Here is a 12,879-nt window from a genome sequence, read left to right as displayed (position 1 = left end):
CGCAGGGCGCGGCGGATGACCTGGCCGGTGGCGGCGCGGCCGCTGCCGTCGCGCGTGGCGTGGACGACGGGGACGACGTCGCCGGTGCGGCCTCGCCGAGCAGCGCCGCGAAGGTATCGCGCGTGGCTGCCGCAGCGCGATCCGCCGCCGGCGGGCCCTCGCCGCGGGCCGCAACGGCCGGCGCGGCGGCAGCCGGCGACGCCGTCGCGGGCGCTGCGTTCAATCGGCCTCCGCGCGCCGCGTGCGCCAATGGTTCTGCGTCGCCAGCTCGTCGTGGTGGCGCTGCTCACGGCGCGCTTCCTCGCGCTGCTCGCGGGCGACGTAGCAGGCGGTCAGCTCGGCGACGGTGCGCGTCTCGCGCTGCTGCAGCAGCCATTGCGCGCGGCCCTGATCGACGCCGCGCTGGGCCTGCTCGACCAGCTGGCGCTGGAAGCGCTCGGCTTCGCGCAGGCGTTCGAGGAAAGCCTGGCGGTTGCGCAGCAGCTGCGGCGTCGCCGCGGCCGGCTGACGTTCGTATTCCTCACGGTAGCGCGCCAGCTCGGCGAGGCGCTGTTCGCGCTCGGCCTTCAGGCGCTGCGCGTCGAGCAGGCGGCGCGCCGCCTCGCTCTCGCGCGTATCGGCGAGCTGCTGCAGCGGCTGCAGGCGCGCGGACGGAAAATGACTGGCCACGGCGTTCTTCTCCTCGGCTAGGCGAGCAGTTCCTCGAGCCGGCGGCGGCTGTCGTCGAAGGCGGCCGCCTCGTGCACGGACTGCTTCAGGAAATCCTCGATGCGCGGCCAGCGTTCGAGCGCCGCGTCGACTTTCGGATCGGCGCCGCGCTGGTAGGCGCCGATGTTGATGAGATCGCGGTTGCGCTGGTACGCCGAGAACAGCGTGCGCAGCGCGCGCGCCTTCTGCATCTGCGCGTCGCCGACGACGTCGTGCATGACGCGCGAGATCGAGGCTTCGATGTCGATCGCCGGATACAGGCCGGCATCGGCGATCGCGCGCGACAGCACGATGTGGCCGTCGAGGATGCCGCGCGCGGCGTCGGCGATCGGGTCCTGCAGATCGTCGCCCTCGGTCAGCACCGTATAGAACGCGGTGATCGAGCCCTGCCCTTCGCGGCCGTTGCCGGCGCGCTCGACCAGCGCTGGCAGGCGCGCGAACACCGACGGCGGATAGCCGCGCGTGGTCGGCGGCTCGCCGACCGCCAGGCCGATCTCGCGCGCCGCCTGCGCGAAGCGCGTCAAAGAATCCATCAGCAGCAGCACGTGGCGGCCGCGGTCGCGGAAGTGCTCGGCGATCGCCGTCGCCGTATAGGCCGCGCGCAGGCGCAGCAGCGGCGAGCGGTCGGCCGGCGTGGCGACGACCACCGCGCGGCGCAGGCCTTCGGCGCCGAGGCTCTTGTCGAGGAATTCGCGCACTTCGCGGCCGCGCTCGCCGATCAGGCCGACGACGACCACATCCGCCTGCGTGAAGCGCGTCATCATGCCGAGCAGCGTCGACTTGCCGACGCCTGTGCCGGCGAACAGGCCGAGACGCTGGCCGCGCCCGACCGTCAGCAGCGCGTTGATCGCGCGCACGCCGACGTCGAGCGGCGTCGTCACCGGCGCGCGCGCCAGCGGATTGATGCTCGGCGCGTCGAGCCGCGCATGGCCGTCGGCCTGCAGGCGGCCGCCACCGTCGATCGGCGCGCCCTCGGCGTCGAGCACGCGGCCGAGCAGGCCGTCGCCGGCGACGATGCCGGCGCCGCCGGACAGCGGATGCACGCGCGCCTGCGGCGTCAGGCCGCGCATGTCGGCGGTCGGCATCAGGAAGGTGCGCTCGCCGGCGAAGCCGACGACTTCGGCTTCGAGGCCGTGGCCGTCGGCGGTGTCGACGCGCACGCGCGCGCCGATCGGCAGTCGGCAGCCGACCGCCTCCAGGGTCAGGCCGACGACACGCTGCAGGCGGCCTTCCGGACGCAGCGTGGCGAGATCGGCGACGGCGCCGTGCTGGCGCCGCAGGCCAGCGCCGAGGCGCTGCGCCGCGGCACGGCGCCACTCGCCGGTCGCCGCGCTCACGACGCCGCTCCGGCCAGCGCCGCGGCGGCCAGCGCCAGACGCGTGTCGAGGCGCGCGTCGAGATAGCTCGACTCGGTCTGCACGCGGCAGTCGCCGCGCTGCAGCTGCGCATCGTCGAGCACGCGGAACTGCTGCGCTTCCGGCGGCGGCTGCAGCTGTTCGCGCAGCAGCACGGCGTCGTCCGGATGCGCATACAGGCGGATGTCGCGCAGATCCGGCGGCAGCGCCGCCAGCGCCGTGCGCGCCAGCGTCACCACGTGCTGCGGCTCGCACTGCAGGCTCTCGTCGACGAGCTTGCGCGCCAGCGCGCAGGCCAGATCGACGAGCGCGCGCTCGACGTCCTCGTCGAGCTGCGCGAGCGGCCGCGCGATCTGCTCGATCAGCGCGCGCAGCCGCGCCGCCTCGCGGCGCATGTCCTCGCGGCCGGCCTGCACGCCGTCCTCGTAGCCGCGGCGCTTGCCTTCCTCGTAGGCCGCGGCCTCGATGTCCTCGATCGCCTGCGCGGTCGGCGGCGCGGCGTCGGCCGGCGCGTCGAACACCGGCAGCGACCAGCGCGTCAGACGGGCGTCTGGATCGGCGATGAACGCGCCACCCGCTTGCGGCTCGCTCATCATCGGCGCGCTCCGCCGGCCGCGGCGCGCATCAGACGAAGGCCTCGCCGTTGCCGAGCACGATCGCGCCGCTCTCGGCGAGGCGGCGCGCGACGGCGAGGATGTCCTTTTGCGCGCCCTCGACGTCGGCGAGCTTGGCCGGACCCTTGGCTTCCATGTCCTCGACCAGCATCTCGGCGGCGCGCTTCGACATGTTCTTGAGGATCTTGTCGCGCACGCGCGGGTCGGCGCCCTTCAGCGCCAGGCCCAGCGTCTCGGTCGAGATCTCGCGCAGCAGCGTCTGCACGCTGCGGTCGTCGACCGCGGCGAGGTCGTCGAACACGAACATCAGATCCTGGATGCGCTGGCTCAGGTCGGCGTCGACCTCGCCGATCTTGGCGACGATCGCCTGCTCGGCGGCCGAATCCATCAGGTTGAGGATGGTGGCCGCGACCTTGACGCCGCCGACGCTCGACGACTTCAGGTTGCTGCCGCCGGAGAACTGCTTCTCCATGATCTCGTCGAGTTCGCGCAAGGCCTGCGGCTGGATGCCGTCGAGCCGGGCGATGCGCATCAGCACGTCGCCGCGCATGCGCTCGGGCAGCAGCTGCACGATCTCGGCGGCCTGGTCCGGATCGAGATAGGCGAGCACGATCGCGACGATCTGCGGATGTTCGTTGCGCACCAGATCGGCGACCGCGCGCGTCTCCATCCACTTCAGCGCTTCCAGGCCCTTGCTGTTGCGGCCGAGCAGGATGCGGTCGATCAGGCCCGAGGCCTTGTCCTGGCCGAGGGCGTTGACCAGCACGCGGCGCACGTAGTCGTCGGCACCGACGCCCAGCGAAGTCTGGTCGTCGAGCTCGCTGACGAAGCGCTGCATCACGTCGGTGGCGCGGTCGCGCGTGACGCTGGTCAGCGACGCCATCGCCGCGCCAACCTTCTGCACGTCCTTGGCGCTCATGTGCTTGAGTACCTCGGCGGCCTCGGCCTCACCGAGCGACATCAGCAGGATCGCGGCGCGTTCGACGCCGGACACGGCGGCCTCGCTCATCGGCGGCACTCCGGCGGGCGTGACGGGTGCGGTTTCATGCGCCCTCCTGGCCGATCCAGCTCTTGACGACCTGGGCGACGCGCTTCGGATCTTCGGCGACCGCCTTGCGGGCGAGCTGCAGGCGCTGCTCGTACGGCGACGGCGGCGGCGGCTCGCTGCTCAGCGTCACGCGATCGTCGACCAGCGGCGCCGCCGCCGGCGTATCCTCGACCGTGCCTTCGAGCGCCGGCGCGCGCGTCGAGGCGCCGAGCAGCTGGCGCAGCGCCGGACGCAGGATGAAGACGATCAGCGCCAGCACCAGCAGCACGCCGCCGGCCTGACGCGCGATCGACAGCACCTGCGGCTGCTCCCAGACCGGCAGCGCCTCCGGCACCAGCGTCTCGCCGGCGACGAACGCGGAGTTCTGCACCGATACCGAGTCGCCGCGCGCGGCGTCGAAGCCGACCGCCTCCTTGACCAGCGATTCGACCTTGGCGAGTTCCTCCGCGCTCAGCGGCTTGAGTACGGTCTTCTGCTCCTTGCCCTCGCCTTCGAGGCGCGGCACATGATCGACCAGCACCGCGATCGACAAGCGCTTGAGACGGCCGACCGACTGCCGCGTATGGCTGACGGTGCGGTCGAGTTCGTAGTTGCGCGTCGCCTGACGGCTCTGCGACTGCACGTCGCCGTCGGCGCCGGCCGCGGCGCCGCCGGCAAGCTGATTCAGCGGCGGATTCGCGGTCTGCGGCGGCGGCTGGTTGCTGGTCGCGCCGGGCACGCCGGCCGGCGTCTTGGCGGCGCCGCGCTGGATGTCCTCGGCAGTCTGCTCGCTGCGCAGCTTGGCCGGATCGGCGCCGTACTGTTCGCGCGCCTCCTCGGTTTCGGCGAAGTCGAGATCGGCAGCGACCTGGGCGTTGACGCGGCCGGCACCGACCATCGGCGTCAGCAGCTGCTCGATGCGCCGCTGGTAGTCCGACTCGACGCGCCGCGTGTAATCGAACTGCTCGGCGGTCTTGGCCAGCGCGCTGTCGGCGTCGTTGGTCAGCAGATGCCCGAACTGATCGATCACCGTCACCGCCGCCGGCAGCAGGCCCGGCACGCTGGCGGCGACGAGGTGCACGATCGAAGCGACCTGATCGCCTTCGAGCTGGCGGCCCGAGTACAGCTCGATGAACACCGAGGCGCTCGGCGCGTCGCTCTTGCGCGCGAACGCCGAGGGCTTGGGGATCGCCAGGTGCACGCGCGCGGCGCGCACCGGCTGCAGATTGCCGATCGTGCGCGCCAGCTCGGTTTCGAGCGCGTGCTGGTAGCGCGCGTTCTCGATGAACTGGCTGGTGCCGAAGCCCTGCTCCTGCTGGATCAGCTCGAAACCCTGACTGCTGCCGCGCGGCAGGCCCTGCGCAGCGAGCTTGAGGCGCGCGTCGTAGAGCTGCGCCTGCGGCACGGTGACGGTGCCGGCTTCCAGCTTCATCGGAATGTCGGCGGCGTGCAGCGCGTCGGCCAGTTCCGCCGCATCCTTGTCGGACAGGCCGGCGTAGACCGGCACGTAGCCCGGCTTCTGCGACCAGGACCAGATCGCCAGGCCGATCGCGACGGCGATGGCGATGCCGGCCAGCACCGCGAGCTGGCGCAGGGCCGGAATGTCCTTGAGCTGGCGGGCGGCCGGCAGCGAAAGCGTAGCCATGGCGGGCGGCCCCTTACAGCGGCATGTTCATGATGTCCTGGTACGCCGCCACCAGGCGGTTGCGTACCTCGGTCATCGCCTTGAACTGCACCTGCGCCTTGGCGCTGGCGAGCATCACCGACGACAGCTCGGTGTCGCGGTCACCGAGCGCAAACGACTGCTGCAGCTGCGCCGCGCTGTTCTGCGACTGGTTGACCTCGCCGATCGCGGTCTTCAGCAGCGTCGCGAAGCCGCCGCCGTCCTGCGCCGCCGGCGCCACGGCGGCGGCGCGTGCCGGCGCCGCGCCGGCCTGGGCCTGCAGCGTGCGGATCTGCGCGAGCACGCGACTGACGTCCATCTCGTTCATCGTGCGAAAGTTGGTGACGGTTCGCGGCCATCGAGGCAACTTCCGTTCCCGCCCGGATGCGTCAAAGGCCCGACGCGCGTGCGCGGCCCCGACCGCCCTTCGCCGCTCTTCGGCCGGCCGCGACGGAATCGTGGCGCGGCATCGGCCGCAGCCACTGCCGGCATCACGGCGACGGTCCGCGGCCGGCAGCAGGGCCGGCACGGCGGCGCGCCAAGGCAGCGCCGGTCCGCCAAGGAAGGCCTGAAAGATTCCGCCATCGCGAGGCCACGCCGCGGCCGCGGCGATCCAGAGCATCCCTTGCGTCGTGCGCCGCTGGCTTCGTCGCCGACGGCGCCTCGCCATGACGAGGTATGCGCTTTTTTTCAGAAGCTCCGGCGACGCTCAGGACTGCGCCGGCGCCAGCCGCGGCAGCGTCGAGGTCACGCGACGATCGTGCGACGGCACGATGAGCAGACGCGGATTGGCCTGCTGCAGGCGATGCAGGTCGACGAGGTTATGGCGCACGCCGGCCGCGTCGGCGTCGACCATCAGCCGCGACAGCCACGGCTTCTCGGCGGGAATGTCGACGCCCTCGCGCTGCCAGGCCTGATCGCCGATCAGCGCGTAGTCGTGCTCGGCGCCGCGGATGAAGGCGACGACGGCGCCGGGCGTATGCCCGCCGGCCGGCACGATGACGACGCTGCCGTCGCCGAACACGTCATGGCTCGCCGCGAAGCCGGCGTACGGCGGCCCCTCGAAGTCGTACAGACGGTAGTTCAGCGCGCCGAAGCTGCGCAGCAGCGCGGTGGCCTCGCCGCCGTGCGCGATGAAGTCGCGCTCGACGCGCGGCACGTACACCGGCACGCCGGGCAGATCCTGCAGCGCACCGACGTGGTCCCAGTGCGTGTGCGTCAGAAACACGCCCGCCAGCCGCTCCGGCGGCAGGCCGGCGGCCTTCAGCTGGACATCGAGCGGCGTCGCCGGATGCACCGTCGACAGCACGCGCATCAGCCACGGCACGCTCTGCAGATGCTCGCGCAGATGGCGGCCGAAGCCGGCCTCGAACAGCAGCGTGCCTTGCGGATGGCGGACGACGAAGACGTCCATGCCGAACTGGCGCGGCTCGAACCCGCCGCCGCGGTAGGCGAACAGCGCATTCGAATCGAGCGCGCCGGTCTCGGCGACCGCGATCGTCGCGCGCACCGCCGGCGGCGGCGGCAACTGCGCACCCGGCACCGCGGACACCGGCAGCGTCTGCGGCGTGAAAGTCCAGGCAAACGCCAGCATGGCGGCGAGCAGCACGACGGCCGCGGCCCCCGACAGCTTCTTCATGATGTCCTCCTTCTGTGTTCTCGTGGCAATGGGCGTGTCCATCCCGCGCGGCACCGGAGAAGTTCGGGCGCGGCGATTGGTCAGGCCGAGGCGCCGACGCTAAGCTTGAAGTCAGCTTGAAGGTCAACAGGCGCGCGAAGTCCATGAAGATCGGTGAACTTGCCCGGCACAGCGGCCTCGCCGCTTCGCGGATCCGCTTCTACGAGGCCAGCGGACTGCTCGATTTCGCGCGCCGCGGCGCGAACGGCTATCGCCAGTATCCGCCCGAGGCGCTGCAGGTGCTGGAGATCATCACCAGCGCGCAGAGCTGCGGCTTCACGCTCGACGAGATTCGCGCGCTGCTGCCGCAGTCGTCGGGGACCCGGCAATGGCAGCAGGACGAGCTGCTCGCCAGCCTCAGGCGCAAGGTCGGCGAGATCGAGCGCCTGCAGCACCGGCTGGCCGGCAATCGCCAGCGGCTGCTGGCGATCATCGGCGGCATCGAGGCCAAGCCCGCCGGCGTCAGCGGCACGACGAACCTCGAGCGGGTGCTACAGCAGGTGCGCGGCACCGAAGCGGTCGACGACAGCGTGCCCGTGCCGGCGCGCTAGGGGCTTCCGGTAGCACCAGTAGCGCTAACAGAAGCCCTGACTGGCGCCTTCAGCGAGGCGCGCCGGCAGCCGGCGTGCGCTAGGAAGCCAGCTCGATGTCGTTGCCGGCTTCGCGCGTGAGGCCGTACTTGCGCAGCTTCTCGACCAGCGTCGTGCGTCGCGTGTTGAGCAGCTTCGCCGCGTGCGCGACCACGCCGCCGGCCTGCGCCAGCGCCTGGCGGATCAGCGACAGCTCGATCGCCTCGATGTGGTCCTTGAGATTCATGCCTTCGGCCGGCAGATCGCCGAGCGACAGCGCCGACGATACGAGCGAAGCTTCCGGCGGCGGCAGCATCGCCGCGATCGAGGTCGTGCCGTAGTAGTGCTCGCCGGCGCTGTCCGCCATCGCGGCCGTGGCCGGCGCGGCGAGCGGCGCGTCGAGGCAGTAGCGCTTCGGCAGGCTGGCGGCGTCGACCAGCGCGCGCGGATGCAGCACCGCCAGACGCTCGATCAGGTTCGACAGCTCGCGCACATTGCCCGGCCAGTGGTAGCTGCGCAGCGCATGCACCGCGTCCGGCGCCAGCCGTACCGAGCCGTGGCCGCCTCGTTCGAGCGTCTGGATCAGATCCTCGATCAGCAGCGGCAGGTCTTCGGTGCGCTCGCGCAGCGGCGGCGTCTCGATCGGGAACACGTTGAGGCGGTAGAACAGATCCTCGCGGAACGCGCCCTTGACGATGGCATCCTCGAGGTTGCGATGCGTGGCGGCGATGATGCGCACGTCGCAGTGCGAGCTGCGGTTGGCGCCGACACGCTCGAAGGTGCGCTCCTGCAGCACGCGCAGGATCTTGACCTGCATCGGCAGCGGCATGTCGCCGATCTCGTCGAGGAACAGCGTGCCGCCGTCGGCCATTTCGAAGCGGCCGCGGCGCGCGGTGATAGCGCCGGTGAAGGCGCCCTTTTCGTGGCCGAACAGCTCGCTCTCGAGCAGCTCCGACGGAATCGCGCCGCAGTTGACGGCGACGAACGGCTGGTCGCGGCGCACCGAGCGATCGTGGATCGCGCGCGCGACGACTTCCTTGCCGGTGCCCGACTCGCCGGTGATCAGCACCGTGGTGTCGAAGGCGGCGACCTGCTCGATCAGCTTGCGCACGCGGCGGATCGCCGTCGAGTTACCGCTCGGGCCGTTCAGACGCTTGGCGCCGATCTCCTGCTCCATCTGCAGCAGGCCGGCCCGCTTGAGATGCTCGGTGAGCTGCGCATAGCGCACCGGCACATCGAGCGGCAGGCAGGCACTGGCGTCGAGCCCGTAGCGGTTGAGCAGCGCCTCGTGCTGCGGCTGCAGCACGATCAGCGGCGGATGGCGGCGATCACGGCGCAGCCAGGCGACGAAGGCGTCGAGACTGTCCTGCGGACTGTCGCCGACGATGACCGCCAGCCAGTCCTGCGGCTTCTGCGCGGCCAGCGTCAGCTCGCCGGCGTCGGCGACCACGCTGGCGCGATAGTCGATGAATTCGAGGACCGCGCGCAGAACCTCGGCACGCGCGGCGTCCGCTTCGATGACCAGCACGCGAGACTCAGACATCACCCCTCTCCCGCAACAGACGACGTACCAGCTGGATGACGTCGTTTTCGTAGTTGCGCTTGTTGATGAACCCTTCGGCGCCCACCTGGGCGACGAATTCCCGATGCGCGGCGTCGTCGTAATGCGAGGCGATGACGATGACCGGCGGTGCGTCCTGCGCCTTGATCAGGCGCGTCGCCTGCAGCCCGCCCATGCGCGGCATCGCCAGATCCATGATGATCAGCTCGGGCTGCAGTTCTTCGGCGGCGCGCACGGCTTCCTCGCCGTCGTAGGCCTCGCCGACCACCTCGATCTCGGCGAAGCCGGCGAGCAGATGCCGCGCCAGGATCAGGAACGGCCGATTGTCGTCGACCAGCAGCGTCCGCACTTTCGTCACCGCCCCGCCCCCCGAGACTCGCGTCCCCGTTGTTCGATCAGCCCGCCAGCGGCAAACGCCGTGCCACGTTCTGCGCGCCGCGCCCTTTGACCGGCGGGATGCGCATCGCCTCGCGGTACTTGGCCACGGTCCGGCGCGCCACTTCGATTCCCTGTCGCGCGAGCAGCGCGGCGATCTCGCCGTCGCTCAGCGGCGCCTGGCGGTTCTCGGCATTGACGATCTTGCGAATCAAGGCCTTGACCGCCGTGCCCGAGCTTTCCTGCCCGCGTCCCGCGATCTGTGACGGGAAGAATGCCTTCAATTCATAGACGCCCCACGGCGTCGCCACCCATTTGTTGCTGCTGACCCGACAGACGGTCGATTCGTGCATGCCGATGCTGTCGGCGATCTCGCGCAGCGTCAACGGCGCCATGCCCTCCTCACCGCGTTCGAGGAAGCCCTGCTGGCGCTCGAAGATCGCGCGGCCGGCGCGCAGCAGCGTGTCGTGGCGCATTTCCAGGCCGCGCACCAGCCAGCGCGCCTCCTGCAGCTGCTCGCGCAGCGCGCGATGCGCGACGGCGCCGAGCATGCGCTCGTAGGCGGCGTTGACGCGCACGCGCGGCAGGCGCTCGGCATTGAGCTCGACGCGCCAGTTGCCCGAGGTGCCGGTGACGATCAGATCCGGCAGTGCGGCCTCGGCCGGCGCGGCCAGCGCGCTGGCCGGCTTCGGATTGAGGCTCAGGATCAGGTCGAGCGCGTCGTGCAGCGCGGCGTGGTCGGCGTCGAACGCGGCGGCCAGCGCGGCGTAGTCCTGCGCGGCGAGCCGTTCGAGGCCGGTGTCGACGATGCGGCGCGCCAGCGTCAGGCCCGGCGTCGCTGCCGGCTGCGCGTCGAGCTGCAGCGTCAGGCATTCGCGCAGGTCGCGCGCGGCGAAGCCGCTCGGCTCGACATGGCGCTGCACCAGCTGCAGCGCCGCCGCCATCTCGGCGTCGCCGGCGAGCGGTTCGACGCCGCATTCGCGGGCGATGCCGTCGAGCGGCTGTTCGAGATAGCCGTTGTCGTCGACGGCGTCGACGATCGCAGCGCAGAGCGCGGCCTGGCGGCGGTCGGCGACGACCAGACGCAGCTGTTCGAGCGCGGCAAGGCGCGCATCGGTCTGCGGCGCCGCGGCAACGCGCGCTTCCCAGCGTTCGCCGTCCTCGTCGACCGGCTCGCCGCCGCTCCACGATTCGCGCACCGACCAGTCGAAATCGGCCTCGACGCGGCCGGTCGCGGCGGCGTCGCAGCCGCTGACCTCGACGTCCTGGCGCTCATCCTCGGCCGGCGCCGGCTCGGCGTATGCGGGTTCGTCGTCCTCGCCTTCGAGCATCACGTTCTGCGCCAGCGCCTGCCGCAGTTCCTGCTCGAGCTCCAGCGTCGACAGCTGCAGCAGGCGGATCGACTGCAGCAGCTGCGGCGTCATCGCGATCTGCTGGCCCATGCGGGCCTGCACATTCATCTTCGTCATCGGCATGTCCCCTGTTCGCGACCCTGAACGAATCGGCTGACACACTGTTACGAATTCAGCGATATCTCCAAAGAAAATTATTCCCCACCGCAGGTCGGGGTTGCCCCGACCTGCGACGAGATTCCGCCATCACACCAGCATGTGATCGAGGCCGCTGCGGATCGCATGGCGCATCAGCGCGTTGGTGCCGTAGAGGCCCAGCGCCTGCATCAGACGCGCGCGATGCGTCTCGACGGTCTTGATGCTGATGCCCATCAGCGCGGCGATTTCCTTCGTCGACTTGCCGCGGCCGATCAGCTGCAGCACCTGCCGCTGGCGCGGCGTCAGCACCGCCGCGTCTTCGAGGCGCTGGTCGGCGCGACGCTCGATCGCCTTGTGCGAGATCGCCGGACTCAGATAGATCTGATGGCGCTCGACGGCGCGCAGCGCCAGGCTCAGCTCCATCGGCTCGGCATCCTTGGCGATGAAGCCGGCGGCGCCGCTGCGCAGCGCGACGCGCACGTGATGCCCATCCGTCGGCGACGAAAGGATGATGACCGCGACCTCCGGGTAATGGCGGCGGATCTGCGCCAGTGCCTCGAGCCCGGAAATCTGCGGCAGGTTGAGCTCGGTCAGGACCACTTCGGGCCGCAGGCGGCCCGTCAGTTCGAGCAGCTGGGACCCGTCGGCGGCTTCACCGACGATCTCGGCGTGGGCATGTTCTTCCAGCAACCGGCGCAGGCCGGCGCGGACCAGGTTCTGCGGCTCCGCCAGTACCACTCGCATCGGCAGGCTCCGTTCCTCATTGAATAGGGTGTAACACTGAGGTAACGGATTTTATGTGCGCGTTTCGCCGTCTCCGCGCTGAACTGGCGAACGTGCACCAGCGACAGACCGACGGTGCCGGGTGAACACGTGGCGCTCCACGGCGGCGGCCAGCGCCTCCGGCCACGGCGCGAACTGCAGCAGCACGTCGCCCTCCTCATGCGCGAGGACCCGGCCGCGCCATTGCAGCGGCGCCGGCAGCGAAGGATGCAGGTAGAGACGGACGTCGACGCAGGCGCCGGGCTGCGGCGCGTCGGCATCGAGCGGCCAGGCCAGACCTTCGGCGCCGACGCACACGGGGCGCGGCGCCGGCAGCGGCTGCGCCGCGCGCAACAGCGCGCCGAGCAGCTCGATCATCAGGTCGAACTTGTGATGCAGGCGCTCGAATTCCTGGGCGCCCGGCGTCTCCGGCTCGATGCGCGTGCGCTCGTCGAGCGTGGCCAGCGCCGTCAGCATGCGTTGGTTCTGCACGGCCCAGTCGGCCGGTAATCCGTCCGTTTCGGCCGTCTGCCAGGTCAGCGGCAGCCGGTCGCGATAGCTGAGGCCGGGCAATGGCACGTCAGCGCTCGCCGATCGCGTCCCAGGCTTCGCGCAGCGGCCGCAGCAGGCCGATCACCTCGTCGACCGCGGCGACGTCGTTGCTGGCGTTGGCGTGCACCAGACGGCGCAGCATGTAGTCGTACAGCGCATCGAGGTTGCGGGCGACAGCGCCGCCGGCCTGATGGTCGAGGCAGGCGCGCAGATGCTCGACGATCGCCAGCGCGCCGGACATCGTGCGCAGCTTGATCGCGAGCTCGCCGCGCGCCATCGCGCCGCGGCCCGTCGCCAGGCGCGCCAGCGCGCCGTCGAACAGCATCGCCGTCAGGCGATGCGGCGACAGCTCGGCGCTGACGGTGCTGGTCGAGGCATCCTGGTACTGGCGGACGGCGGCATACGACACGGCGGCTTCCTCGCTGGCGGGGTGCATCGCACCCGATGCTGCGGGTATCGGCGCGACCGGCGGCTTCTTGAATGGGCGAGGCGCTGGCATCCGCCCGCGGCGCGCTGCGGGCGGCG

The 12,879-nt window shown here is 71.1% G+C and carries 14 protein-coding genes; 1 reads left to right on the top strand and 13 read right to left on the bottom strand.

Features of this window, described 5'->3' with window-relative positions; genetic code table 11:
- Nucleotides 1-219: 219 nt before the first annotated feature.
- The 7 genes from fliJ to K343_RS20835 all read right to left on the bottom strand — a co-directional run bounded on the left by fliJ (nucleotide 220) and on the right by K343_RS20835 (nucleotide 7,006).
- Nucleotides 220-669 (bottom strand): flagellar export protein FliJ, encoded by a 450-nt coding sequence (gene fliJ / locus K343_RS23195; protein WP_051277911.1) that lies wholly within the window; start codon nucleotides 667-669, stop codon nucleotides 220-222.
- 17 nt (nucleotides 670-686) lie between these two features.
- Nucleotides 687-2,045 (bottom strand): flagellar protein export ATPase FliI, encoded by a 1,359-nt coding sequence (gene fliI / locus K343_RS0103660; RefSeq protein WP_028006899.1) that lies wholly within the window; start codon nucleotides 2,043-2,045, stop codon nucleotides 687-689.
- Nucleotides 2,042-2,656 (bottom strand): FliH/SctL family protein, encoded by a 615-nt coding sequence (locus K343_RS20845; RefSeq protein WP_161628852.1) that lies wholly within the window; start codon nucleotides 2,654-2,656, stop codon nucleotides 2,042-2,044. Before K343_RS20845 ends, fliI begins: the two co-directional genes overlap by 4 nt.
- Nucleotides 2,657-2,687: 31 nt before the next feature.
- Nucleotides 2,688-3,671, bottom strand: coding sequence for a flagellar motor switch protein FliG (gene fliG / locus K343_RS0103650; RefSeq protein ID WP_028006898.1), 984 nt, complete (start codon nucleotides 3,669-3,671; stop codon nucleotides 2,688-2,690).
- A gap of 49 nt (nucleotides 3,672-3,720) precedes the next feature.
- On the bottom strand, nucleotides 3,721-5,349 hold the full coding sequence (gene fliF / locus K343_RS0103645) for a flagellar basal-body MS-ring/collar protein FliF (RefSeq protein WP_028006897.1): 1,629 nt from the start codon (nucleotides 5,347-5,349) through the stop codon (nucleotides 3,721-3,723).
- Nucleotides 5,350-5,362: 13 nt separating this feature from the next.
- Nucleotides 5,363-5,686 (bottom strand): flagellar hook-basal body complex protein FliE, encoded by a 324-nt coding sequence (fliE, locus tag K343_RS0103640; RefSeq protein WP_245585113.1) that lies wholly within the window; start codon nucleotides 5,684-5,686, stop codon nucleotides 5,363-5,365.
- 390 nt (nucleotides 5,687-6,076) lie between these two features.
- Nucleotides 6,077-7,006, bottom strand: coding sequence for an MBL fold metallo-hydrolase (locus tag K343_RS20835; RefSeq protein ID WP_051277910.1), 930 nt, complete (start codon nucleotides 7,004-7,006; stop codon nucleotides 6,077-6,079).
- A gap of 143 nt (nucleotides 7,007-7,149) precedes the next feature.
- Between K343_RS20835 and K343_RS0103630 the strand changes: the two genes are divergently transcribed.
- Nucleotides 7,150-7,596: a MerR family transcriptional regulator gene (locus K343_RS0103630; RefSeq protein WP_028006895.1), complete on the top strand. Its 447-nt coding sequence runs from the start codon at nucleotides 7,150-7,152 to the stop codon at nucleotides 7,594-7,596.
- 79 nt (nucleotides 7,597-7,675) lie between these two features.
- Here the strand turns inward: K343_RS0103630 and K343_RS0103625 are convergent, their stop codons facing one another.
- The 6 genes from K343_RS0103625 to fliS form a co-directional block, all read right to left on the bottom strand.
- Complete coding sequence (locus K343_RS0103625) at nucleotides 7,676-9,157, bottom strand: sigma-54 dependent transcriptional regulator (RefSeq protein WP_028006894.1); 1,482 nt, start codon at nucleotides 9,155-9,157, stop codon at nucleotides 7,676-7,678.
- The gene (locus tag K343_RS0103620; protein WP_028006893.1) at nucleotides 9,150-9,533 is read right to left on the bottom strand and encodes a response regulator; all 384 of its coding nucleotides are present in this window, start codon (nucleotides 9,531-9,533) and stop codon (nucleotides 9,150-9,152) included. The genes K343_RS0103625 and K343_RS0103620 overlap by 8 nt, the downstream gene beginning before the upstream one ends.
- 37 nt (nucleotides 9,534-9,570) lie before the next feature.
- Nucleotides 9,571-11,019, bottom strand: coding sequence for an RNA polymerase factor sigma-54 (gene rpoN / locus K343_RS20830; protein WP_043112153.1), 1,449 nt, complete (start codon nucleotides 11,017-11,019; stop codon nucleotides 9,571-9,573).
- 129 nt (nucleotides 11,020-11,148) lie between these two features.
- Nucleotides 11,149-11,784 carry a response regulator gene (locus tag K343_RS20825; protein ID WP_039748963.1) on the bottom strand — a complete coding sequence of 212 codons (636 nt, stop codon included), beginning with the start codon at nucleotides 11,782-11,784 and terminating at the stop codon, nucleotides 11,149-11,151.
- A gap of 51 nt (nucleotides 11,785-11,835) precedes the next feature.
- A complete protein-coding gene (locus tag K343_RS0103605) occupies nucleotides 11,836-12,381 on the bottom strand; it encodes a PilZ domain-containing protein (protein ID WP_154662432.1) in 546 nt (181 codons plus the stop codon).
- A 1-nt stretch (nucleotide 12,382) separates the two neighbouring features.
- Complete coding sequence (fliS, locus tag K343_RS0103600) at nucleotides 12,383-12,790, bottom strand: flagellar export chaperone FliS (protein ID WP_043112101.1); 408 nt, start codon at nucleotides 12,788-12,790, stop codon at nucleotides 12,383-12,385.
- Nucleotides 12,791-12,879 lie beyond the last annotated feature (89 nt).

Origin of the sequence: Solimonas flava DSM 18980 (assembly GCF_000426685.1) — a bacterium.
Taxonomy (GTDB): domain Bacteria; phylum Pseudomonadota; class Gammaproteobacteria; order Nevskiales; family Nevskiaceae; genus Solimonas; species Solimonas flava.
Note: the sequence above shows the minus strand (reverse complement) of the source record. Positions and strands in the feature narration are given on the sequence as shown.

Excerpts from the sequence above, each read along its gene's own strand:
- fliE (WP_245585113.1), bottom strand. The coding sequence starts at position 5,686 with ATGGACGTCAGTCGCGTGCTCGCGCAGATCCGCACGCTGCAGGCCCAG.
- K343_RS0103625 (WP_028006894.1), bottom strand. The coding sequence starts at position 9,157 with ATGTCTGAGTCTCGCGTGCTGGTCATCGAAGCGGACGCCGCGCGTGCC.
- K343_RS0103630 (WP_028006895.1), top strand. The coding sequence starts at position 7,150 with ATGAAGATCGGTGAACTTGCCCGGCACAGCGGCCTCGCCGCTTCGCGG.
- fliS (WP_043112101.1), bottom strand. The coding sequence starts at position 12,790 with ATGCACCCCGCCAGCGAGGAAGCCGCCGTGTCGTATGCCGCCGTCCGC.
- rpoN (WP_043112153.1), bottom strand. The coding sequence starts at position 11,019 with ATGACGAAGATGAATGTGCAGGCCCGCATGGGCCAGCAGATCGCGATG.
- K343_RS20845 (WP_161628852.1), bottom strand. The coding sequence starts at position 2,656 with ATGAGCGAGCCGCAAGCGGGTGGCGCGTTCATCGCCGATCCAGACGCC.
- K343_RS20835 (WP_051277910.1), bottom strand. The coding sequence starts at position 7,006 with ATGAAGAAGCTGTCGGGGGCCGCGGCCGTCGTGCTGCTCGCCGCCATG.
- fliF (WP_028006897.1), bottom strand. The coding sequence starts at position 5,349 with ATGGCTACGCTTTCGCTGCCGGCCGCCCGCCAGCTCAAGGACATTCCG.
- K343_RS20825 (WP_039748963.1), bottom strand. The coding sequence starts at position 11,784 with ATGCGAGTGGTACTGGCGGAGCCGCAGAACCTGGTCCGCGCCGGCCTG.